Here is a 23,895-nt window from a genome sequence, read left to right as displayed (position 1 = left end):
ACCCCACCAAAGCATTACAATACGCGGCTTGCAATCCTGAGCTGAGCAAGTCGATGACTAAAAAACTCCATATAAAAACCTGGGGCTGTCAGATGAACGAATACGATTCATCCAAGATGGCCGATCTGCTGGATACCACCCACGGATACCAGCTGACTGAAAATGCGAAAGAAGCGGACGTGCTGCTGCTGAACACCTGTTCGATTCGTGAAAAAGCACAGGAAAAAGTCTTCCACGTGTTAGGCCGCTGGAAGCTTCTCAAACGAAAAAACCCAGACCTGATCATCGGGGTGGGTGGCTGCGTGGCGTCGCAGGAAGGCAAGCTGATCCGCCAGCGAGCCCCGTATGTGGATATTGTCTTTGGCCCGCAGACCCTGCACCGCCTGCCGGAAATGATTAATCAGGTTCGCGGCAACCGTAGCCCGGTCGTTGACGTCAGCTTCCCGGAAATCGAAAAGTTTGACCGCCTGCCGGAGCCGCGCGCCGATGGCCCGACCGCCTTCGTCTCCATCATGGAAGGCTGCAACAAATACTGTACTTACTGCGTGGTGCCGTACACCCGCGGTGAAGAGGTCAGCCGCCCGGCAGACGATATCCTGTTTGAAATCGCGCAGCTTGCCGCGCAGGGCGTGCGCGAAGTGAACCTGCTGGGCCAAAACGTTAACGCCTGGCGCGGGGAAAACTACGACGGCACCACCGGCAGCTTTGCCGAACTGCTGCGTCTGGTGGCCGCGATTGACGGCATCGACCGCATTCGCTTCACCACCAGCCATCCGATGGAATTTACCGACGACATCATTGACGTGTATCGCGATACGCCAGAGCTGGTGAGCTTCCTGCATCTGCCGATTCAGTGCGGCTCGGACCGCGTCCTTAACCTGATGGGTCGTCCGCACACGGTGCTGGAGTACAAATCCACCATTCGCAAGCTGCGCGAAGCGCGTCCGGATATCCAGATCAGCTCCGACTTTATCGTCGGCTTCCCGGGCGAAACCGCTGATGACTTCGAGCGCACCATGAAGCTCATCGGCGACGTGAATTTTGACGTCAGCTACAGCTTCATCTTCTCCGCGCGTCCTGGCACCCCTGCGGCCGATATGGTTGACGATGTGCCGGAAGAGGAGAAAAAGCAGCGTCTGTATATTCTGCAGGAGCGTATCAACCAGCAGGCCAATGCGTGGAGCCGCCGTATGCTCGGCACCGTCCAGCGTATTCTGGTGGAAGGTACCTCGCGCAAGAGCATTATGGAACTCTCCGGTCGAACCGAAAATAACCGCGTGGTGAACTTTGAAGGCACCCCGGACATGATCGGTAAGTTTGTGGACGTCGAAATCGTCGAAGTGCTGACCAACTCGCTGCGCGCGAAGGTGGTCCGCACCGAAGACGAAATGGGCCTGCGTATCGCAGAGTCACCGGAATCCGTGATTTCGCGTACCCGCAAAGAGAACGATTCTGGCGTGGGGATTTACCAGCCTTAATCCTGATGGCCTGCCCTTCCGACAGGCCTTGTATTTCCTCTCATCATCCCCAATATCTTCCGCAACGCTTGCGCCTTTATTCTGTGGCGTGAATAATTTCGGTAATGACCGTTTTATTACGCCGTGTGGCAGCGGGTCAGTTAACCAATCAAAGAGGAACAGTTTGAACATAGATACGCGTGAAATCAGCCTAACGCCCGCAGACAACGCTCGCCTGCTGAGCCTGTGCGGACCGTTTGATGACAACATCAAACAACTGGAGCGACGTCTGGGTATCGAAATTAACCGTCGCGATAATCACTTCAAACTTACCGGACGCCCTATCTGCGTCAATGCGGCAGCAGATATCCTGCGCAGCCTGTATGTCGATACCGCCCCGATGCGCGGCGAAATTCAGGATATAGAGCCGGAACAAATTCACCTCGCCATTAAAGAGGCGCGCGTGCTTGAGCAGAGCGCGGAAAGCGTGCCGGACTACGGCAAGGCAATCAATATCAAGACCAAGCGTGGCGTCATCAAGCCGCGTACGCCAAACCAGGCGCAGTACATCGCCAATATCCTCGACCACGACATCACCTTCGGGGTGGGTCCCGCGGGGACGGGGAAAACCTATCTGGCGGTTGCCGCTGCGGTAGATGCGCTGGAGCGTCAGGAGATCCGTCGAATTCTGCTGACCCGTCCTGCCGTTGAAGCCGGTGAAAAGCTGGGCTTCCTGCCGGGCGATCTGAGCCAGAAGGTCGACCCGTATCTGCGCCCTTTATACGATGCGCTGTTCGAGATGCTCGGCTTTGAGAAGGTCGAGAAGCTGATTGAGCGTAACGTGATCGAGGTGGCTCCGCTCGCCTACATGCGCGGCCGCACGTTAAACGACGCGTTCATCATTCTCGATGAGAGCCAGAACACCACCATCGAACAGATGAAGATGTTCCTGACGCGTATCGGCTTTAACTCGAAAGCGGTCATTACCGGTGACGTGACCCAGATCGACCTGCCGCGCAGCACCAAATCCGGCCTGCGCCACGCCATCGAGGTGCTGGCGGAGGTTGACGAAATCAGCTTTAACTTCTTCCACAGTGAAGACGTGGTACGCCACCCGGTGGTCGCGCGTATCGTTAACGCCTATGAAGCCTGGGAAGAGGCGGATCAGAAGCGTAGGGCCGAACTGGCCGCAGAACGTAAGCGCGACGCGCAGGAGCAAGAACAGAAATGAGTCAGGTGATCCTCGATTTACAGCTGGCCTGTGAAGACAATTCCGGCATGCCGGATGAGGCACAGTTCCAGAAATGGCTGGATGCGGTTATCCCGCAGTTTCAGGAAGAATCAGAAGTGACGATTCGCCTGGTGGATGAAGCCGAAAGCCACGAGCTTAACCTGACCTATCGCGGGAAAGATAAGCCGACCAACGTGCTCTCTTTCCCGTTCGAAGCGCCGCCGGGCATTGAGATGCCGCTGCTGGGCGATCTGATCATCTGCCGTCAGGTGGTTGAACAGGAAGCCAAAGAGCAGCAAAAGCCGCTTGAGGCCCACTGGGCGCACATGGTGGTACACGGGAGCCTGCACCTGTTGGGCTACGATCACATCGAAGATGACGAAGCGGAAGAGATGGAGTCCCTCGAGACAGAGATAATGCTTGCTCTGGGCTATGAGGATCCGTACATTGCCGAGAAAGAATAGTCCGTCACCTGACTGACTCACCTGCCGCCACGAAAGGATAACGCGTGGCGGTAAACGTTGAACTAACAAGAGAACCCTTAACAAACGCCATGAGCGACGACAATTCACACAGTAGCGACACGACAACCAGTAAAAAGGGATTTTTCTCCCTCATTCTGAACCAGCTTTTTCACGGCGAACCCAAAAACCGTGATGAACTGCTGGAGCTGATTCGTGATTCAGGGCAGAACGACCTTATCGACGAAGATACGCGCGAAATGCTCGAAGGGGTGATGGACATCGCCGACCAGCGCGTTCGCGATATCATGATCCCCCGCTCGCAGATGATCACCCTGAAACGTAACCAGACGCTGGACGAGTGCCTCGATGTCATCATCGAATCCGCCCACTCGCGTTTCCCGGTCATTAGCGAAGATAAAGATCACATCGAAGGGATTTTGATGGCGAAAGATCTGCTGCCGTTTATGCGCAGCGATGCCGAAGCCTTCAGTATGGAAAAAGTGTTACGCCAGGCCGTGGTCGTGCCGGAGAGTAAACGTGTGGATCGGATGCTGAAAGAGTTCCGCTCCCAGCGCTACCACATGGCGATTGTTATTGATGAATTTGGCGGCGTTTCAGGCCTGGTCACGATCGAGGATATTCTTGAGCTGATCGTGGGCGAAATCGAGGACGAGTACGACGAAGAAGAGGATATCGACTTCCGTCAGCTTAGCCGCCATACCTGGACCGTGCGTGCGCTGGCCTCCATCGAGGACTTCAACGACGCCTTCGGAACCCACTTCAGCGATGAAGAGGTCGATACCATCGGCGGGCTGGTGATGCAGGCCTTTGGCCACCTCCCGGCGCGCGGAGAGACCGTTGACATCGACGGTTACCAGTTCAAAGTAGCCATGGCCGACAGCCGACGTATTATACAGGTTCACGTCAGAACGCCGGACGACTCACCGGTGCCAAAACTGGAAGATTAATGTAAATGGCATTTGCCCCATTGCTTGAACGCCAGCGCGTCCGTTTGCTGCTGGCGCTGTTACTCGGAGCCAGCGGTACGCTGGCTTTCTCACCTTACGATATCTGGCCTGCGGCCATTCTCTCCCTGATGGGGCTTCAGGGTCTGACCCTGAATCGTCGTCCGGTGCAGGCTGCCGCGATCGGCTACTTCTGGGGGCTGGGGCTGTTTGGCTCAGGCATTAACTGGGTCTACGTCAGCATCGCCCAGTTTGGCGGTATGCCTGGCCCGGTTAACGTCTTCCTGGTGGTGCTGCTCGCCGCGTATCTCTCGCTCTATACCGGCCTGTTCGCAGGCATCCTTTCTCGCCTGTGGCCTAAAACCTCCTGGCTCCGCGTCGCCGTTGCCGCGCCGGTGGTCTGGCAGGTAACCGAGTTCCTGCGCGGCTGGGTGCTGACCGGCTTCCCGTGGCTGCAGTTCGGCTACAGCCAGATTGACGGCCCGCTGAAGGGCCTGGCGCCGGTCATGGGCGTTGAGGCCATCAACTTCCTGCTGATGGCAGTGAGCGGCCTGCTGGCATTAGCGCTGGTCACGCGCGGCTGGAAACCGCTGGCCGTGGCGCTGGTGCTGTTTGCCCTGCCCTTCCCGCTGCGCTATATCCAGTGGTTCACCCTTGAGCCCGCGCGCGCCATGCAGGTTTCCATGGTGCAGGGGAATATCCCGCAGTCCATGAAGTGGGACGAAAAAGAGCTGCTGAATACGCTGAAGATCTACGCCAACGCCACCGAAGAGGTGATGGGGAAATCGCAGCTGATTATCTGGCCGGAGTCCGCCATTCCCGATCTGGAAATTAACCAGCAGCCGTTCCTCAACATGATGAACGACCTGCTGGTGGCGCGCGGCAGCACGCTGATCACCGGGATTGTCGATGCGCGTCTGAATCAGCAGAACCGCTACGACACCTACAACACCATCATTACGCTCGGCAAAGACAGCGAGTACAGCTACCGCTCCACTGACCGGTACAACAAGAACCACCTGGTGCCGTTTGGCGAGTTTGTCCCGCTGGAGTCGATTCTGCGCCCGCTGGCCCCGTTCTTTGATCTGCCGATGTCCTCCTTCAGCCGCGGCCCGTACGTTCAGCCCCAGCTGCACGCGCACGGCGCGGCCCTGACGGCGGCCATCTGCTACGAAATCATTCTCGGCGAGCAGGTACGCGATAACTTCCGCCCGGATACGGACTATCTGCTGACCATCTCTAACGACGCCTGGTTTGGTAAGTCAATCGGCCCGTGGCAGCACTTCCAGATGGCACGCATGCGCGCCCTGGAGCTGGCGCGTCCGCTGCTGCGCAGCACCAACAACGGCATCACCGCCGTGATTGGCCCTCAGGGTGAAATTCAGGCGATGATCCCGCAGTTTACCCGAGAGGTGCTGACCGCTAACGTCACGCCAACAACGGGGCTGACGCCATACGCCCGTACCGGCAACTGGCCGCTGTGGATCCTGACCGCGCTGTTCGGCTTTGGCGCGCTGCTGATGAGCCTGCGCCAGCGTCGTCAATAACCTTCCCATCCGTTGCCGGGTGGCGGCTACGCCTTACCCGGCCTACATTCAGCATTTCCGTTCCCGTAGGTCGGGTAAGCGTCAGCGCCACCCGACAATCCCTGCCCAATCTCAAATCTGGCACGCCTATTGCTTTGTTTATTCAGGTGAACGCAGTTTGGCTTAACGTGCAACCTTGTCGCACCAGCGTAGATCGTCGGTAGCACCGAAACGGTGCAACGGGAGATTATTGCCTCTGAATGGTGCGGCGCGCTTCGCAAAAATAAACAATAACGCAGCAAAATCTTTACATTAAGCCAGACTAAATGTTAACAAGCTTGCATAACACTGCACTCGCATCGCGCGAGATATAACAACATCACAATGGGTATCAATGCGTCGCTGGCGCTGATAAGAAAGGAGTTGGGTATGCAATTACGTAAACTGGCCACAGCAATGCTGGTTATGGGAATGTCTGCCGGCGTGGTTCACGCTGAAGATGCACCGGCAGCAGGAAGCACTCTCGACAAGATTGCCAAAAACGGCGTCATCGTGGTCGGCCACCGTGAATCTTCTGTCCCGTTCTCTTACTACGACAACACGCAAAAGGTCGTGGGCTATTCACAGGATTACTCCAACGCCATCGTTGAAGCCGTGAAGAAAAAGCTGAACAAACCTGACCTGCAGGTGAAGCTGATCCCAATCACTTCACAGAACCGTATTCCGCTGCTGCAAAACGGCACCTTTGACTTCGAGTGTGGCTCCACCACCAACAACCTCGAGCGTCAGAAACAGGCGGCCTTCTCTGACACCATCTTTGTCGTGGGCACCCGCCTGCTGACGAAGAAAGGCGGTGAGATCAAAGACTTCGCTGACCTGAAAGGCAAAGCGGTTGTGGTGACATCCGGTACCACGTCAGAAGTGCTGCTGCACAAGCTGAACGACGAGAAGAAAATGGATATGCGCATCATCAGCGCGAAAGACCATGGCGACTCCTTCCGTACCCTGGAAAGCGGTCGTGCCGTCGCGTTTATGATGGATGACGCCCTGCTGGCGGGCGAGCGTGCGAAAGCGAAGAAACCAGACAACTGGGATATCGTCGGCACCGCGCAGTCAAAAGAAGCTTACGGCTGCATGCTGCGTAAAGACGATCCGCAGTTCAAGAAGCTGATTGATGACACCATCGCCCAGGTGCAGACCTCCGGCGAAGCGGAAAAATGGTTCGACAAGTGGTTCAAGAACCCGATTCCACCAAAAAACCTGAACATGAACTTTGAACTGTCTGACGACATGAAGGCGCTGTTCAAATCTCCAAACGACAAGGCTCTTAACTAATTAGAACAACAGGGGCGGGATCTCCTGCCCTCTCGATTGTCGGGAAGCATGGACAGACTATACGCTGAGTGGTCGTTCCCCACTCAGCACGAAAATGAGCTTCTCACCAATCTTCGAGGGTAGCGCTGCTACCCTTTTTTTTCTGGAGTTTATTATGTCAATAGACTGGAACTGGGGCATATTCCTGCAACAGGCCCCGTTCGGCAACACCACCTATCTTGGCTGGCTGTGGAGCGGCTTTCAGGTCACCGTGGCATTATCGATAACGGCGTGGATCATCGCGTTTCTTGTCGGTTCTTTGTTCGGTATTCTGCGCACCGTCCCTAACCGTTTTCTTTCAACACTGGGCACCCTCTATGTGGAACTGTTCCGTAACGTTCCGCTGATCGTGCAGTTCTTTACCTGGTATCTGGTTATCCCGGAACTGCTGCCGGAAAATATTGGCATGTGGTTCAAGTCGGAACTGGATCCGAACGTACAGTTCTTTGTCTCCTCCATGCTGTGTCTGGGGCTGTTTACCGCTGCGCGCGTTTGCGAGCAGGTGCGTGCCGCCATTCAGTCACTGCCGCGCGGACAAAAAAATGCGGGCCTGGCGATGGGCCTGACGCTGCCACAAACCTACCGCTACGTGCTGCTGCCTAACGCCTACCGCGTTATCGTTCCGCCGATGACCTCCGAGATGATGAACCTGGTGAAGAACTCGGCCATCGCCTCCACGATCGGCCTGGTTGATATGGCCGCGCAGGCGGGCAAGCTGCTGGATTACTCCGCTCACGCGTGGGAATCCTTCACCGCGATCACGCTCGCGTATGTTCTGATTAACGCTTTCATCATGCTGGTGATGAACCTGGTTGAACGCAAAATTCGCCTGCCGGGCAACATGGGGGGCAAATAATGTACGAATTTGACTGGAGTTCTATCGTTCCCTCCATGCCTTACCTGCTGGATGGCCTGGTGATTACCTTAAAAATCACGGTCATTGCCATCATCGTCGGTATCGTCTGGGGTACCCTGCTGGCCGTCATGCGCCTGTCGAGCTTTAAGCCGCTTGCCTGGTTTGCCACCGCCTACGTTAACGTGTTCCGCTCCATCCCGCTGGTGATGGTGCTGCTGTGGTTTTACCTGATCGTACCCGGCTTCCTGCAGAACGTGCTGGGGCTGTCGCCGAAAACCGATATCCGTCTGATCTCCGCCATGGTGGCGTTCTCAATGTTTGAGGCCGCTTACTACTCGGAGATTATCCGCGCGGGCATTCAGAGCATCTCCCGCGGGCAGTCCAGCGCCGCGCTGGCGCTGGGGATGACGCACTGGCAGTCCATGCAGCTCATTATTCTGCCGCAGGCGTTTCGCGCCATGGTTCCGCTCCTGCTGACCCAGGGTATCGTACTGTTCCAGGATACCTCGCTGGTCTACGTGCTGAGCCTGGCAGACTTCTTCCGTACCGCCTCAACCATCGGCGAGCGTGATGGTACGCAGGTTGAGATGGTGCTCTTTGCGGGTGCGGTCTACTTTGTGATTAGTTTAAGCGCATCGCTGTTGGTCAGCTGGCTGAAGAAAAGGACGGTATAATGATTTCCCTGAAAAATGTTTCTAAATGGTATGGGCACTTTCAGGTGCTGACCGACTGCTCCACCGAAGTGAAAAAAGGCGACGTGGTGGTGGTATGCGGGCCGTCCGGCTCGGGTAAATCGACGCTGATCAAAACCGTCAACGGGCTGGAGCCGGTTCAGCAGGGTGAGATCGTCGTCAACGGCACCAAGGTTAACGACAAGAAAACTAACCTCGCCCAGCTTCGCTCTCACGTGGGCATGGTGTTCCAGCATTTTGAGCTGTTCCCTCACCTCTCCATTATTGAGAATCTGACGCTGGCGCAGGTAAAAGTGCTTAAGCGCGATAAAAAAGCGTCGCGCGAGAAAGGTCTGAAGCTCCTGGAACGCGTTGGGCTTTCGGCCCATGCCGATAAGTTCCCGGCGCAGCTTTCCGGCGGCCAGCAGCAGCGTGTGGCGATCGCCCGCGCGCTGTGCATGGATCCGGTGGCAATGCTGTTCGATGAGCCCACGTCGGCGCTCGATCCGGAGATGATCAACGAAGTGCTGGACGTGATGGTCGAGCTGGCGCACGAAGGGATGACCATGATGGTGGTGACGCACGAAATGGGCTTTGCCCGTAAAGTGGCCAATCGCGTAATCTTTATGGACGAAGGGAAAATTGTTGAAGACTCACCGAAAGAAGAGTTCTTCGCTAACCCGAAATCCGATCGTGCGAAAGATTTCCTCGCCAAAATCCTGCATTAATCTTCCCAGTGCGCAATCTGCGGATTGCGCACTGCTTCACGCTTTTGTTCAGTTCCTCTCGTCGGCGTCACATTGCAGCGTTAACCTTGTCACAAAATAACGCTATGAATGGAGAACGCTATGGCACAGCCTATTATTCTCGATTGCGATCCGGGTCATGACGACGCGATCGCGCTCGTTCTTGCACTTGCCTCCCCTGAACTCGACGTCAAAGCCGTCACCTCTTCCGCCGGAAACCAGACGCCGGATAAAACCCTGCGCAACGTTTTGCGCATGCTGACGCTGCTCGGGCGCACCGATATTCCCGTCGCCGGCGGGGCCGTGAAGCCGCTGATGCGCGAGCTAATCATTGCCGACAACGTTCATGGTGAAAGCGGGCTGGACGGTCCGGCGCTGCCTGAGCCGGGCTTCACGCCGCAAAACTGCACCGCCGTGGAGCTGATGGCGAAGGTGCTGCGCGAAAGCGCGGAGCCCGTGACGCTGGTGGCGACCGGGCCACAAACTAACGTTGCGCTCCTGCTGAATAGCCATCCTGAGCTGCACGCTAAAATTGCGCGCATCGTCATCATGGGCGGCGCGATGGGGCTGGGTAACTGGACGCCAGCGGCCGAGTTCAACATTTTTGTCGACCCGGAATCGGCTGAGATTGTCTTCCAGTCCGGCTTACCGATTGTGATGGCGGGACTGGACGTGACCCACCGCGCGCAGATTATGGCGGGCGATATTGAGTGTTTCCGCGCCGTGGGCAATCCGGTGGCGACAACCGTGGCTGAACTGCTCGACTTTTTTATGGAGTACCATAAGGCTGAGAAATGGGGCTTCCACGGAGCGCCGCTGCACGATCCGTGCACCATCGCCTGGCTGTTAAAACCGGAGATGTTTACCACGGTAGACCGCTGGGTTGGGGTGGAAACGCAGGGGAAATACACCCAGGGCATGACGGTGGTGGACTACTATTCGCTGACGGGGAATAAGCCGAATACGACGGTGATGGTGGATATCGACCGGGAGGCGTTTGTGGATTTGCTGGCGGAGAGGCTTGGTTACTATAGTGCGGCCTGATGCCCTTGTATGTTTAAAGTCACTTCAGTTACCCGTCAACAGACGGGTAAACTGTCACTGAGTTTGACCTGATGCCACAGCCCGTTAGCCCTCTGGGTTTCCAAGCCCGCGGGTGAGCTCATGGCGTGGCATCAGTTTTCCTGTTAACCCGAACAGCTGCCTGGGCGGCCTGTGCCAGCCCGTATATTACAAGGCCGGGAGACTCGAACATGACTGAACATACCAACGTTGGCATCGATATCGCCAAAGAGACCTTTGATGTATTTATCAGTCCTGACGGGATTTTTCTTCATCTGGATAATACCCCTCAGGGCCATCAGCTACTCCTCGACGCCCTTTCATCCCGTACCGTTACACGCATCGTGATGGAAGCCACGGGGCGCTACCACAACCTGCTTGCTGCCACGCTTGAACTTGCCGGGCTGCCTGTCGCCGTCGTTAATCCTGCTCAGGTCAAACACTTCGCCCGCGCTCTCGGGACGCTGTTCAAGACAGACCCGAACGATGCCCGCATCATCTGCGAGTTTGGCCGCAGGATGACACCGGATATCAGACCCGCTCCGGACGAACAGACGCAGCGTCTCGCCATGATGGTATCCCGCCGCCGCCAGTTGGTGGACAACAGAACCATGGAGCAGAACCGCTACGGCTCCTGCACTGATGAGCTTATCCGGATGGGTATCAAACGGCATATTGACTGGCTTAACGCAGAGATAAAGGACACGGATGACGACATCGACCAGCAGATAAAAGTGATGCCGCTATGGCAGGAGAAAGTGAAGCTGCTGGAAGAAGTCAAGGGTATAGGACGGACAACGCTGGCGGTTCTGCTGTCGATGCTGCCGGAGCTGGGACAACTTAACAGACGTAAAATCAGCGCACTGGTAGGCGTGTGTCCTTATGCCCATGACAGCGGAAAGATGAAAGGAAAACGATGTATCTGGGGAGGACGAAGTGCGGTGCGTGCAGCGCTGTACATGGCGGCAATGTCAGCGGTGCGTTATAACCCAACCATACAGGCTTTTTTTGAGAAACTGAGAAGCAAGGGAAAAGCCTTTAAAGTGGCGATGACAGCCTGCGTCAGAAAGCTGGTAACAATCCTGAATGCGATGGTGCGGGACAATAAAAAATGGGCGGCAGCTTAGTCGTCAGCTGTTGACTTTAAACACAGCTGCTCACCCACAGGGAGAGGGCGCAGACGCTAAAAACGGCAACGTGGTTGCCGTTTTGCTTTTACCACGTGCGGCCTGATGCCCTCACCCCAACCCTCTCCCACGGGGAGAGGGCGCAGACACCAAAAACGGCAACGTAGTTGCCGTTTTGCTTTTATTTAGGGCTCAAACGGCCGACGCTGGAACTGATCGTGCCCGCATTTAGGACACAGCGGCAGGACATCCGGTGTGTACACCGCAATATGGTGATGGCATTTTTCACACACCAGATTTCCTAGCCCGACCACCTCGCCGCTGTGGTACACGCCGTGATGGTTCAAATCCTGAAAGACCTCGCGCCACTCCAGCTGCGTTTTATCCGTGATATCGGCGAGTTCCTGCCACAGGCTCTCTTTAATCACCCGCATGAAAACGCTGTCCGTGACCTCCTCCTGACTCTCCTGGTAACTACGCGCGAACTCTTCCAGATCGCGACGCACGGCGCGCGTCACCTCTTCCACTTCGGTTCGCGTTAACTCACCCGTTTGCGTCACGCGGGCCCGCGCTTGCTCCACCAGCGCATCAATATCACGCTCGCCGTTACGCAGCCGCTCCGTCAGTGTCGCCACCAGTTCACGGTAAAATTGAGCAACCTTGTTCATCATTTTGCCTCCCGGGTCAGTAACTATTTCTAATAATAGACCTTATTTCATCGCCGCTTTGTCAGGTGAAGCACAGACCCGGTAAATTCCTGCAAAGCGCATTTGTGCGAAAGGCTGTTTTGACGCGGGCGTTTGGGCTATGCTATGCGGATCTGAATTACCACATCCATTGGCTACATTTGTAGCTGTATTGAAAACAGGACCACTGGCTGCCATGCAAGAGCAATACCGCCCGGAAGAGATAGAATCAAAAGTCCAGCAACACTGGGACGAGAAGCGCACGTTTGAAGTAACCGAAGACGAGAGCAAAGAGAAGTATTACTGCCTGTCGATGCTTCCCTATCCTTCTGGTCGACTACACATGGGCCACGTGCGCAACTACACCATCGGTGATGTGATTGCGCGCTACCAGCGCATGCTGGGCAAAAACGTGCTGCAGCCTATCGGCTGGGACGCGTTTGGTCTGCCTGCAGAAGGTGCTGCGGTCAAAAACAATACGGCTCCGGCGCCGTGGACGTACGACAACATTGCGTACATGAAAAACCAGCTCAAAATGCTGGGCTTTGGCTATGACTGGAGCCGCGAGCTGGCAACCTGTACCCCGGAATACTACCGCTGGGAACAGAAATTCTTCACCGAGCTGTACAAAAAAGGCCTGGTGTACAAGAAGACCTCTGCCGTTAACTGGTGTCCGAATGACCAGACCGTTCTCGCGAACGAACAGGTTATCGATGGCTGCTGCTGGCGCTGCGACACCAAAGTTGAGCGTAAAGAGATCCCACAGTGGTTTATCAAAATCACCGCTTACGCGGACGAGCTGCTGAACGATCTGGATAAGCTGGACCACTGGCCAGATACCGTTAAGACCATGCAGCGCAACTGGATCGGCCGTTCTGAAGGCGTAGAAATTACCTTCAACGTTGAGAACCACGACCAGACCCTGACCGTCTACACTACCCGTCCGGACACCTTCATGGGCGCGACCTACCTGGCGGTGGCCGCAGGTCACCCGCTGGCGCAGAAAGCGGCGGAGAACAATCCGGAACTGGCTTCCTTCATCGACGAGTGTCGCAACACCAAAGTGGCCGAAGCCGATATGGCGACGATGGAGAAAAAAGGGGTTGATACCGGCTTTAAAGCCATTCACCCGCTGACGGGCGAAGCAATCCCCGTTTGGGCCGCCAACTTCGTACTGATGGAGTACGGCACAGGCGCCGTGATGGCCGTTCCGGGTCACGACCAGCGCGACTACGAATTTGCCACCAAATATGGCCTGACCATTAAACCGGTTATCCTGGCGGCTGACGGTTCTGAACCAGACCTGTCTGAGCAGGCGCTGACTGAAAAAGGCACCCTGTTCAACTCCGGTGAATTCAGCGGCCTGAGCTTCGAAGAGGGCTTCAACGCCATCGCCGATAAGCTGGCGTCTCTGGGCGTGGGCGAGCGTAAAGTTAACTTCCGTCTGCGCGACTGGGGCGTGTCCCGTCAGCGTTACTGGGGTGCGCCAATTCCAATGGTGACGCTGGAAGATGGCACCGTGATGCCAACGCCGGAAGATCAGCTGCCGGTGATCCTGCCGGAAGACGTGGTCATGGACGGTATCACCAGCCCGATCAAAGCCGATCCTGAGTGGGCAAAAACCACCGTTAACGGTCAGCCTGCGCTGCGTGAAACCGACACCTTTGACACCTTTATGGAATCATCCTGGTACTATGCGCGCTACACCTGCCCGCAGTATCAGGACGGTATGCTGGATTCCGATGCGGCAAACTACTGGCTGCCGGTAGACATCTATATCGGCGGCATCGAACACGCCATCATGCACCTGCTCTACTTCCGCTTCTTCCATAAACTGATGCGCGATGCGGGCATGGTGAACTCTGACGAGCCCGCAAAACAGCTGCTGTGTCAGGGCATGGTGCTTGCGGATGCCTTCTACTACGTTGGCGCGAACGGCGAGCGTAACTGGGTTTCTCCGGTTGATGCGATTGTCGAGCGCGACGAGAAGGGCCGTATTGTTAAGGCGACAGACGCCGAAGGTCATGAACTGGTCTACACCGGCATGAGCAAGATGTCCAAGTCGAAAAACAACGGTATCGACCCGCAGGTGATGGTTGAGCGCTACGGTGCTGATACCGTGCGTCTGTTCATGATGTTTGCCTCTCCGGCGGATATGACCCTTGAGTGGCAGGAATCCGGTGTTGAAGGCGCGAACCGCTTCCTGAAACGCGTCTGGAAACTGGTTTACGAACATACCGCCCAGGGCGATGCTCCGGCGCTGAACGCCGCTGCGCTGACGGAAGATCAGCAGGCGCTGCGTCGCGATGTTCATAAAACGATCGCGAAAGTGACCGATGATATTGGTCGTCGTCAGACCTTCAATACCGCAATTGCGGCTATTATGGAACTGATGAACAAGCTGGCGAAAGCCCCGCAGGACGGCGAGCAGGATCGTGCCTTAATGCGTGAAGCTCTGCTGGCCGTTGTTCGCATGCTGAACCCGTTCACGCCGCACGTGAGCTTTACCCTGTGGCAGGAGCTGAAAGGCGAAGGCGATATCGACAATGCGCCGTGGCCGCAGGCTGACGAAGCCGCGATGGTGGAAAACACCACGCTGGTTGTGGTGCAGGTAAACGGCAAAGTTCGCGGTAAAATTACCGTGGCGATCGATGCAACCGAAGAACAGGTTCGCGAGCGCGCAGGCCAGGAGCCTCTGGTCGCAAAATATCTTGAGGGCGTTACCGTACGTAAAGCAATCTACGTACCGGGCAAACTGCTCAATCTGGTCGTTGGCTAAGCGCGGGAGGAAACGTGCGACAACTGGCAACAATACTCTTATCTCTGGCGGTGCTTGTCACCGCTGGCTGTGGCTGGCACCTACGCAATACCACGGCGATACCTGCTGAGATGAAAACGATGATTTTCGACTCATCCGATCCGAATGGTCCACTCAGCCGTGCAGTTCGCAATCAGCTGCGTCTTAACGGCGTTGAGTTGATTGAAAAAGATACGCTGCGCCAGGATGTACCGTCTCTGCGTCTCCTGGGGATGTCTCTCGGCAAAGATACAGCATCTATCTTCCAGGACGGTCGTACCGCAGAATACCAGATGGTAATGACGGTCAACGCAGCCGTTCTGATCCCGGGTAAAGACATCTATCCGATCAGCACGAAAGTGTACCGTTCGTTCTTCGATAACCCGCAGACGGCGCTGGCGAAAGATGCCGAACAGCAGATTATCATCAACGAAATGTACGACAAGGCAGCGGAACAGCTGATCCGCAAGCTACCAAGTATTGCAGCATCAACCAAACAAGGATCTGACATTGTTGAAAAACCGGTTGCTGGCACGCTTCCTGCAGCTACCTCTTTGGGTAAATGATGATCAGGCTGTATCCTGAACAACTCCGCGCGCAGCTCAATGAAGGGCTGCGCGCGGCGTATCTGCTTCTTGGAAACGATCCGCTATTGCTTCAGGAAAGCCTTGATGCCGTGCGGCACGCCGCCGCCGCGCAGGGCTTCGATGAACACCACACCGTCCAGCTGGACAACAACACCGACTGGAACGCCCTCTTCTCGCTTTGTCAGGCGATGAGCCTGTTCGCATCGCGCCAGACGATTCAGATCCTGCTGCCGGATAACGGTCCTAACGCGGCGATGAATGAGCAGCTCGCCACGCTGGTCAGCCTGCTGCACAGCGATCTGCTGTTAATCGTGCGTGGCAACAAGCTCACCAAAGCACAGGAAAACGCGGCGTGGTTTACCCAGCTCGCGACGCACGCGGTGCTGGTCACCTGTCAGACGCCCGAGCAGGCGCATCTGCCTAAATGGGTAGCCGCGAGAGCGAAGCAGCACAACCTTCAGCTGGATGACGCGGCGAATCAGCTGCTCTGCTACTGCTATGAAGGTAACCTGTTGGCCCTGGCGCAGGCGCTGGACAGACTCTCACTGCTCTGGCCGGACGGCAAGCTGACCTTGCCGCGCGTCGAGCAGGCCGTTAACGACGCGGCGCACTTCACGCCGTTCCACTGGGTGGACGCGCTGCTGTCGGCAAAAAGCAAACGCGCCCTGCATATTCTGCAGCAACTGCGTCTTGAAGGCAGCGAACCCGTTATTCTGCTGCGCACGCTGCAGCGCGAATTACTGCTGCTGATTACGCTCAAGCGTCAGTCTGCCCATACGCCGCTGCGTTCGCTGTTTGATAAACACCGCGTGTGGCAAAACCGCCGCGCAATGACCACCGAGGCCGTCAACCGCCTGAGTCATGAACAGCTTCGTCAGGCGGTACAGCTTCTGATGCGCGCTGAGCTCACGCTAAAGCAAGATTACGGCCAGTCGGTCTGGGCGGAACTGGAAAGCCTTTCACTGCTGCTCTGCCACAAGGCGCTGGCAGACGTTTTTATTGATGGATAGTATGCACTCTTTACAGGCCCTGTATGGCGGCACCTTCGACCCGGTACACTACGGGCATCTGAAGCCGGTTGAAATTCTGGCAAATCTGATTGGCCTTCAGCGCGTCACCATCATGCCCAATAATGTCCCGCCCCACCGCCCGCAGCCCGAGGCGACCAGCGAACAGCGAAAAGAGATGCTCGCCCTGGCCATCGCCGATAAGCCGCTTTTCCGGCTGGACGAGCGTGAGCTGCGTCGCGACACGCCCTCATGGACCTCGCAGACGCTTCAGGAGTGGCGAGCCGAACAGGGACCAGACCAGCCGCTGGCTTTTATCATCGGTCAGGACTCCCTGCTGAACTTCCCCACGTGGCATAAATATGAAACCATTCTTGAGAACAGCCATCTGCTCGTCTGCCGCCGTCCCGGCTATCCGCTGACCATGCGCGAAGCGCAGTATCAGCAGTGGCTGGAAGACCATCTCACCGATAACGTTGAAGATCTTCACAGTCAGCCTGCCGGGAAGATCTATCTGGCGGAAACGCCGTGGTTTGATATCTCTGCGACCCTCATTCGCGAGCGTTTACAGCAGGGTCTGGAATGTGACGATCTGCTGCCGGCCGCCGTGCTGGCCTATATCCACAGTCACGGTTTGTATCAGAAAAGCGCAGATGAATAGCCGGAGGGCATAAAAAGCGGCTTATTGTTTATCCTGCCTTGACAGGGTAAGCCATACTGTTATTCTCCGCTGCCAGACTTTCCCGCCGATCATTGCTTTACAGAAATTGTTTTACAAAAATGGCGATGCAATCTCAGGCGGAGGGTGGGATGATACCCGCCTTCAAAAGCCCGGCCGGAGACATTTGTCCCGACAGAGGCATGAGTTCAGGTATACTGTCTGGCTACGAATTCAACGTTTTACAATCTCATTCACCCCAGGGGGAAAACTTGCAGGGTAAAGCACTCCAGGATTTTGTTATTGACAAAATTGATGACCTGAAAGGTCAGGACATCATCGCTATCGACGTTAAGGGTAAATCCAGTATTACCGACTGCATGATCATCTGCACCGGTACTTCGACGCGTCATGTTGTTTCAATTGCCGATCACGTGGTTCAGGAATCCCGTGCAGCGGGGCTGTTGCCGCTGGGTGTTGAAGGTGAAGCGACGGCTGACTGGGTGGTTGTCGACCTCGGCGATGTGATCGTCCACGTTATGCAGGACGAGAGCCGTCGCCTGTATGAGCTGGAAAAACTCTGGGGTTAATGCGTGAAGTTGCAGCTGGTCGCCGTCGGCACCAAAATGCCGGACTGGGTACAAACCGGTTTTACTGAATATCTGCGTCGTTTTCCAAAAGACATGCCGTTCGAGCTGGTGGAAATTCCCGCCGGAAAGCGCGGCAAGAACGCGGATATCAAACGTATTCTCGATAAAGAGGGCGAGCTGATGCTGGCTGCCGCAGGCAAAAACCGCATCGTCACCCTCGATATTCCAGGAAAACCCTGGGATACGCCGCAGCTGGCGCACGAACTGGAGCGCTGGAAGCAGGATGGCCGTGACGTCAGTCTGTTGATTGGCGGACCAGAAGGGTTATCCCCCGCCTGCAAAGCGGCGGCTGAACAAAGTTGGTCCCTCTCCGCGCTGACGCTTCCCCACCCGCTCGTTCGGGTACTGGTGGCAGAAAGCCTGTATCGCGCGTGGAGCATTACTACCAACCACCCCTATCACCGCGAGTAATGACTGACCAGGGTAGATTAAGCAGCGGATGAAACTACAGAATTCTTTTCGCGACTATACGGCTGAGTCCGCGCTGTTTGTGCGCCGGGCGCTGGTCGCCTTTACCGGGATTTTGCTGCTTACCGGCGTGCTGATCGCCAACCTTTATAATCTGCAAATTGTCCGCTTCACCGACTACCAGACGCGTTCAAACGAAAACCGTATTAAGCTGGTGCCCATCGCACCCAGCCGCGGCATTATCTACGATCGTAACGGCACCCCGCTGGCGTTAAACCGCACCATCTATCAAATCGAGATGATGCCGGAAAAGGTCGATAATGTTCAGGATACGCTGGAAGCGCTGAAAAGCGTTGTCGACCTTAACGATGACGACATCGCCGCCTTCAAAAAAGAGCGCGCCCGCTCTCACCGCTTTACCTCCATTCCGGTTAAAACCAATCTGACGGAAGTTCAGGTGGCCCGCTTTGCGGTGAACCAGTACCGCTTCCCCGGCGTGGAAGTAAAAGGATATAAGCGTCGCTACTACCCCTACGGCTCCGCGCTGACGCATGTCATTGGCTACGTCTCCAAGATTAACGACAAAGACGTCGATCGCCTTGATAAAGACGGCAAGCTGGCCAACTACGCGGCAACGCACGATATCGGTAAGCTGGGGATCGAACGTTACTACGAAGACGTTCTGCACGGGCAAACGGGCTATGAAGAGGTTGAGGTTAACAACCGGGGCCGCGTGATCCGCCAGCTGAAAGAAGTGCCGCCTCAGGCAGGGCATGACGTCTATCTGACGCTCGACCTTAAGCTGCAGCAGTATATTGAAACCCTGCTGGCGGGCAGCCGTGCAGCGGTGGTGGTCACCGATCCTCGAACCGGCGGCATCCTGGCCATGGTGTCTATGCCAAGCTATGACCCGAACCTCTTCGTTGACGGCATTTCCAGTAAAGACTACTCCGGCCTGCTGAATGACCCGAACACGCCGCTGGTGAACCGCGCGACGCAAGGGGTTTACCCGCCGGCATCAACGGTTAAGCCGTACGTGGCGGTCTCTGCGCTGAGTGCCGGCGTCATCAACCGTAATACCAGCCTGTTTGACCCGGGATGGTGGCAGCTGCCGGGCTCCGATAAGCGCTACCGCGACTGGAAAAAATGGGGTCACGGTCATCTGAACGTCACCAAATCGCTGGAGGAGTCTGCGGATACCTTCTTCTATCAGGTGGCATATGATATGGGTATCGACCGCCTGTCAGAGTGGATGAGTAAATTCGGCTACGGGCATTACACCGGCGTCGATCTTTCAGAAGAACGCTCTGGCAACATGCCAACGCGCGAATGGAAGCTGAAGCGCTTTAAGAAACCGTGGTACCAGGGTGACACCATTCCGGTGGGTATCGGTCAGGGCTACTGGACGGCAACGCCGCTGCAGATGAACAAGGCCATGATGATCCTCATCAATGACGGCGTGGTGAAAGTGCCCCATCTGCTGCAAAGCACGGTTGAAGACGGCAAAAAAGTGCCGTGGAACCAGCCGCACGAGGCGCCAGTGGGTGACATTCACTCCGGCTTCTGGGAAATTGCGAAAGACGGTATGTACGGCGTGGCAAACCGTCCGAACGGTACCGCGCATAAGTACTTCGCCGGTACGCCGTACAAGGTGGCCGCGAAATCCGGTACTGCGCAGGTATTTGGTCTGAAAGCCAACGAAACCTATAACGCGCACCGCATTGCCGAACGTCTGCGTGACCATAAGCTGATGACGGCGTTTGCCCCTTATGATAACCCGCAGGTCGCGGTGGCGATGATTCTGGAGAACGGCGGTGCCGGGCCTGCGGTCGGGACCATCATGCGCCAGATCCTTGACCACATTATGCTGGGTGATAACAACACCGAACTGCCGGCTGAAAACCCGGCCGCCGCCGCGGCGGAGGACCAATAATCATGACGGATAATCCAAATAAAAAATCGCTGTGGGACAAAATCCACATCGACCCAGCCATGCTGCTGATCCTGCTGGCGCTGCTGGTTTACAGCGCCCTGGTTATCTGGAGCGCCAGCGGCCAGGACATCGGCATGATGGAGCGTAAGATCGGCCAGATCGCGATGGGCCTGATCATTATGGTGGTGATGGCGCAAATTCCGCCGCGCGTCTACGAAGGCTGGGCACCCTACCTCTACATCTTCTGTATTATTTTGCTGGTTGCGGTAGATGCGTTTGGCGCTATTTCAAAAGGGGCGCAGCGCTGGCTGGATCTGGGTATTGTCCGCTTCCAGCCCTCGGAGATTGCCAAAATCGCCGTTCCACTGATGGTGGCACGCTTTATCAACCGCGACGTCTGCCCGCCGTCGCTAAAAAATACCGCCATCGCGCTGGTGCTCATTTTTCTGCCGACGCTGCTGGTTGCGGCGCAGCCTGACCTTGGCACCTCAATCCTTATCGCCCTCTCCGGCCTGTTTGTTCTCTTCCTGTCGGGCCTGAGCTGGCGCCTGATTGGTATCGCCGTGGTGCTGATTGCGGCGTTCATCCCTATCCTCTGGTTCTTCCTGATGCATGATTACCAGCGCCAGCGCGTCATGATGCTGCTCGATCCGGAAACCGATCCGCTGGGTGCGGGCTATCATATTATTCAGTCCAAGATTGCGATTGGCTCCGGCGGCCTGCGCGGTAAAGGCTGGCTGCACGGCACGCAGTCGCAGCTGGAATTTTTACCGGAACGCCACACCGACTTTATCTTTGCCGTACTGGCGGAAGAGCTGGGGCTGGTGGGCATCCTGATACTCCTGGCGCTGTACGTCCTGCTGATCATGCGGGGATTGTGGATTGCCGCGCGCGCGCAAACCACCTTTGGTCGCGTCATGGCGGGCGGGTTGATGCTGATTTTATTCGTTTATGTCTTCGTAAATATTGGTATGGTGAGTGGTATTCTGCCGGTGGTAGGCGTACCGCTGCCGCTGGTGAGTTACGGAGGCTCGGCACTGATCGTGTTGATGGCCGGGTTTGGTATCGTGATGTCGATCCATACCCACAGAAAAATGTTGTCAAAAAGCGTATAAAAATAAGGGGATCGGAATGCGTAAGCAGTGGCTGGGGATCTGCATTGCGGCAAGTTTACTTGCGGCCTGCACAAGTGATGATGGTCAGCAACAGGCAACCGTCGCGCCGCCGCAGCCTGCGGTATGTAATGGCCCGATCGTTGAAATCAGCGGTGCCGATCCCGTTTATGAACCGCTGAATGCCAGTGCCAATCAGGATTACGAGCGCGACGGCAAAAGCTATAAAATTGTTCAGGACCCTTCCCGTTTCAGTCAGGCAGGCTTTGCCGCCATTTATGATGCCGAGCCAGGCAGTAACCTGACGGCCTCCGGGGAGGCGTTCGATCCCATGCAGCTGACGGCGGCACACCCGACGCTGCCGATCCCGAGCTACGCCCGCATCACCAACCTGGCAAATGGCCGCATGATCGTCGTGCGTATCAACGACCGCGGCCCTTACGGGAATGACCGGGTGATCTCCCTGTCGCGCGCGTCCGCCGATCGCCTGAACACCTCGAACAACACCAAAGTCCGCATTGACCCGATTATCGTGGCGCAGGACGGTTCGCTCTCCGGGCCGGGTACCGCGTGTACGACGGTAGCGAAGCAGACCTATGCCCTTCCCGATCGCCCAAATCTGGATGGCGGAATGGGCAGCGTTTCATCTCCAGCCGAGCCTGCTCAGCCTGGGGGAGAAATACGCCCAATCAGCAACGACACGCTGCAAAGCGACGATTCAACGGGCGCACCGGTGAAGAGCAGCGGCTTTCTGGGCGCACCGACGACCTTAGCCTCGGGCGTGCTGGAAGGCAGTGAGCCTGCGCCAGCCCCTGCGCCCGTTGCTGCGCCAGCGACCCAGTCCGCTCCCGTAACGGCGCCAGCAGCAACGCCAAGTGCGGCGGCACCCGCAGCGGCCAGCGGCAGCTATGTGGTCCAGGTAGGCGCAGTGAGCGATCAGGCCCGGGCCAAACAGTATCAGCAGCGCCTGAGCCAGCAGTTTGGCGTACCCGGACGCGTTGAGCAGAACGGCGCGGTCTGGCGCATTCAGATGGGGCCGTTTGCCAGCAAACCGCAGGCTGCGTCCCTGCAGCAGCGGCTGCAGAATGAAGCTCAGCTTCAGTCATTTATCGCTGTTGCGAAATAATTAACCGGCGGTATCCGAATTGTCAGTTTGTGTAAAATACATTCACAAACTCATGCTTAAAGTCGGATGCCTGCCTGAATAGCATTTGCTATAGTAAGGCACTTTTTTTAATTCCATCACGGATGTCGTAGTTCTGACCATGAAGACCACTTTTTCTGCTCGTTTTGTGCAGCGCATGGCGCTGACCACGGCCCTTTGCGCGGCTGCGCTCTCTGCAGCTCACGCCGATGACCTGAATATCAAGACCATGATCCCTGGCGTTCCGCAAATCGATGCGGAATCCTACATCCTGATCGATTACAACTCTGGCAAAGTGCTGGCAGAACAGAATGCCGATGCCCGCCGCGATCCGGCCAGCCTGACCAAAATGATGACCAGCTACGTTATCGGTCAGGCGATGAAGGCAGGTAAATTTAAAGAATCGGATCTGGTCACCATCGGTAACGATGCGTGGGCAACCGGGAACCCGGTCTTCAAAGGCTCCTCGCTGATGTTCCTGAAGCCGGGTATGCAGGTTCCTGTTTCCCAACTGATTCGCGGGATCAACCTGCAGTCAGGTAACGATGCCTGCGTGGCGATGGCCGATTTCGCCGCCGGTAGCCAGGATGCCTTCGTGGGTCTGATGAACAGCTACGTGAACGCGCTGGGTCTGAAAAACAGCCATTTCCAGACCGTACACGGCCTGGACGCAGACGGACAGTACAGCTCCGCGCGTGACATGGCGCTGATTGGTCAGGCGCTGATCCGCGATGTCCCTAATGAATACTCCATCTATAAAGAGAAAGAGTTCACCTTTAACGGTATTCGTCAGACCAACCGTAACGGCCTGCTGTGGGATAACAGCCTGAACGTTGACGGTATCAAAACAGGTCATACCGATAAAGCCGGTTACAACCTGGTGGCCTCCGCCACCGAAGGCCAGATGCGTCTGATCTCTGCCGTGATGGGCGGCCGCACCTTTAAAGGCCGTGAAACCGAAAGCAAAAAGCTGCTGACCTGGGGCTTCCGCTTCTTCGAAACCGTGAATCCGCTGAAAGCAGGCAAAGAGTTTGCGTCTGAACCCGTCTGGTTCGGCGACAACGACCGCGCTTCTCTCGGCGTTGATAAAGACCTTTACCTGACCATTCCGCGCGGCCGTATGAAGGATCTGAAAGCCAGCTACGTGCTGAACAGCACCGAGCTGCACGCCCCGCTGCAGAAAAACCAGGTTGTGGGCACCATCAACTTCCAGCTCGACGGAAAAACAATCGATCAGCGTCCGCTGGTGGTTCTGCAAGAAATTCCTGAAGGCAATTTCTTCGGCAAAATCATTGATTACATTAAATTGATGTTCCACCACTGGTTTGGTTAAAAATCGAACACTTGAAAGTGTGATTTTGATCCCCATATACTAAGTATCCTGATAACTCCCACCTGACGTGGGAGTTATTATTTTTTGACGTTACGCCGGAG

22 protein-coding genes are annotated in these 23,895 nt (G+C 56.2%); 21 read left to right on the top strand and 1 reads right to left on the bottom strand.

Annotation, left to right across the window (positions count from 1 at the left end; translation table 11 throughout):
• Positions 1-53 precede the first annotated feature (53 nt).
• The 11 genes from miaB (at position 54) to FY206_RS07400 (ending at position 11,479) form a co-directional block, all read left to right on the top strand.
• The gene (gene miaB, locus FY206_RS07455) at positions 54-1,478 is read left to right on the top strand and encodes a tRNA (N6-isopentenyl adenosine(37)-C2)-methylthiotransferase MiaB (protein ID WP_032638865.1); all 1,425 of its coding nucleotides are present in this window, start codon (positions 54-56) and stop codon (positions 1,476-1,478) included.
• A gap of 163 nt (positions 1,479-1,641) precedes the next feature.
• The gene (locus tag FY206_RS07450; RefSeq protein ID WP_014883007.1) at positions 1,642-2,688 is read left to right on the top strand and encodes a PhoH family protein; all 1,047 of its coding nucleotides are present in this window, start codon (positions 1,642-1,644) and stop codon (positions 2,686-2,688) included.
• Positions 2,685-3,152, top strand: a complete 468-nt coding sequence (gene ybeY, locus FY206_RS07445; RefSeq protein WP_008501052.1) for an rRNA maturation RNase YbeY — start codon at positions 2,685-2,687, stop codon at positions 3,150-3,152. Before FY206_RS07450 ends, ybeY begins: the two co-directional genes overlap by 4 nt.
• Positions 3,153-3,241: 89 nt before the next feature.
• Complete coding sequence (gene corC / locus FY206_RS07440; RefSeq protein ID WP_021242574.1) at positions 3,242-4,120, top strand: CNNM family magnesium/cobalt transport protein CorC; 879 nt, start codon at positions 3,242-3,244, stop codon at positions 4,118-4,120.
• A 5-nt stretch (positions 4,121-4,125) separates the two neighbouring features.
• The gene (lnt, locus tag FY206_RS07435; RefSeq protein WP_032638863.1) at positions 4,126-5,664 is read left to right on the top strand and encodes an apolipoprotein N-acyltransferase; all 1,539 of its coding nucleotides are present in this window, start codon (positions 4,126-4,128) and stop codon (positions 5,662-5,664) included.
• Between the two features lie 408 nt (positions 5,665-6,072).
• On the top strand, positions 6,073-6,978 hold the full coding sequence (locus tag FY206_RS07425) for an amino acid ABC transporter substrate-binding protein (RefSeq protein WP_008501049.1): 906 nt from the start codon (positions 6,073-6,075) through the stop codon (positions 6,976-6,978).
• Between the two features lie 154 nt (positions 6,979-7,132).
• The gene (gene gltJ, locus FY206_RS07420) at positions 7,133-7,873 is read left to right on the top strand and encodes a glutamate/aspartate ABC transporter permease GltJ (protein ID WP_032638861.1); all 741 of its coding nucleotides are present in this window, start codon (positions 7,133-7,135) and stop codon (positions 7,871-7,873) included.
• Positions 7,873-8,547, top strand: a complete 675-nt coding sequence (gene gltK / locus FY206_RS07415) for a glutamate/aspartate ABC transporter permease GltK (protein WP_032638859.1) — start codon at positions 7,873-7,875, stop codon at positions 8,545-8,547. Before gltJ ends, gltK begins: the two co-directional genes overlap by 1 nt.
• Complete coding sequence (locus FY206_RS07410) at positions 8,547-9,272, top strand: amino acid ABC transporter ATP-binding protein (protein ID WP_010428605.1); 726 nt, start codon at positions 8,547-8,549, stop codon at positions 9,270-9,272. The genes gltK and FY206_RS07410 overlap by 1 nt, the downstream gene beginning before the upstream one ends.
• Before the next feature lie 120 nt (positions 9,273-9,392).
• Positions 9,393-10,334 (top strand): pyrimidine-specific ribonucleoside hydrolase RihA, encoded by a 942-nt coding sequence (rihA, locus tag FY206_RS07405; RefSeq protein ID WP_032638856.1) that lies wholly within the window; start codon positions 9,393-9,395, stop codon positions 10,332-10,334.
• 209 nt (positions 10,335-10,543) lie between these two features.
• Positions 10,544-11,479 carry an IS110 family RNA-guided transposase gene (locus FY206_RS07400; RefSeq protein ID WP_032638800.1) on the top strand — a complete coding sequence of 312 codons (936 nt, stop codon included), beginning with the start codon at positions 10,544-10,546 and terminating at the stop codon, positions 11,477-11,479.
• Between the two features lie 185 nt (positions 11,480-11,664).
• Here FY206_RS07400 and FY206_RS07395 read toward each other — a convergent pair whose 3' ends face one another.
• Entirely contained in the window at positions 11,665-12,147 is a 483-nt protein-coding gene (locus FY206_RS07395; RefSeq protein WP_032642499.1) for a zinc ribbon-containing protein, read from the bottom strand.
• 214 nt (positions 12,148-12,361) lie between these two features.
• Here FY206_RS07395 and leuS point away from each other — a divergent pair, with 214 nt between their 5' ends.
• The 10 genes from leuS to dacA all read left to right on the top strand — a co-directional run bounded on the left by leuS (position 12,362) and on the right by dacA (position 23,794).
• On the top strand, positions 12,362-14,944 hold the full coding sequence (leuS, locus tag FY206_RS07390; RefSeq protein WP_032638854.1) for a leucine--tRNA ligase: 2,583 nt from the start codon (positions 12,362-12,364) through the stop codon (positions 14,942-14,944).
• Between the two features lie 14 nt (positions 14,945-14,958).
• Positions 14,959-15,528, top strand: coding sequence for an LPS assembly lipoprotein LptE (lptE, locus tag FY206_RS07385; protein WP_032638852.1), 570 nt, complete (start codon positions 14,959-14,961; stop codon positions 15,526-15,528).
• A complete protein-coding gene (gene holA, locus FY206_RS07380) occupies positions 15,528-16,559 on the top strand; it encodes a DNA polymerase III subunit delta (protein ID WP_032642497.1) in 1,032 nt (343 codons plus the stop codon). The genes lptE and holA overlap by 1 nt, the downstream gene beginning before the upstream one ends.
• Entirely contained in the window at positions 16,552-17,217 is a 666-nt protein-coding gene (gene nadD / locus FY206_RS07375; protein ID WP_032638850.1) for a nicotinate-nucleotide adenylyltransferase, read from the top strand. Before holA ends, nadD begins: the two co-directional genes overlap by 8 nt.
• Positions 17,218-17,486: 269 nt before the next feature.
• Positions 17,487-17,804: a ribosome silencing factor gene (rsfS, locus tag FY206_RS07370; RefSeq protein ID WP_023334893.1), complete on the top strand. Its 318-nt coding sequence runs from the start codon at positions 17,487-17,489 to the stop codon at positions 17,802-17,804.
• A gap of 3 nt (positions 17,805-17,807) precedes the next feature.
• A complete protein-coding gene (gene rlmH, locus FY206_RS07365) occupies positions 17,808-18,275 on the top strand; it encodes a 23S rRNA (pseudouridine(1915)-N(3))-methyltransferase RlmH (protein WP_003858701.1) in 468 nt (155 codons plus the stop codon).
• Between the two features lie 28 nt (positions 18,276-18,303).
• The gene (mrdA, locus tag FY206_RS07360) at positions 18,304-20,205 is read left to right on the top strand and encodes a peptidoglycan DD-transpeptidase MrdA (protein WP_032638848.1); all 1,902 of its coding nucleotides are present in this window, start codon (positions 18,304-18,306) and stop codon (positions 20,203-20,205) included.
• 2 nt (positions 20,206-20,207) lie between these two features.
• Positions 20,208-21,320 carry a peptidoglycan glycosyltransferase MrdB gene (gene mrdB / locus FY206_RS07355; protein WP_008501037.1) on the top strand — a complete coding sequence of 371 codons (1,113 nt, stop codon included), beginning with the start codon at positions 20,208-20,210 and terminating at the stop codon, positions 21,318-21,320.
• A 16-nt stretch (positions 21,321-21,336) separates the two neighbouring features.
• Positions 21,337-22,443, top strand: a complete 1,107-nt coding sequence (rlpA, locus tag FY206_RS07350; protein ID WP_032638846.1) for an endolytic peptidoglycan transglycosylase RlpA — start codon at positions 21,337-21,339, stop codon at positions 22,441-22,443.
• A gap of 139 nt (positions 22,444-22,582) precedes the next feature.
• The gene (dacA, locus tag FY206_RS07345; protein ID WP_032638844.1) at positions 22,583-23,794 is read left to right on the top strand and encodes a D-alanyl-D-alanine carboxypeptidase DacA; all 1,212 of its coding nucleotides are present in this window, start codon (positions 22,583-22,585) and stop codon (positions 23,792-23,794) included.
• The last annotated feature ends 101 nt before the right edge of the window (positions 23,795-23,895 follow it).

The sequence above is a fragment of the Enterobacter chengduensis genome (assembly GCF_001984825.2).
GTDB lineage: Bacteria > Pseudomonadota > Gammaproteobacteria > Enterobacterales > Enterobacteriaceae > Enterobacter > Enterobacter chengduensis.
This window is presented reverse-complemented; position numbering and strand designations above follow the sequence as displayed.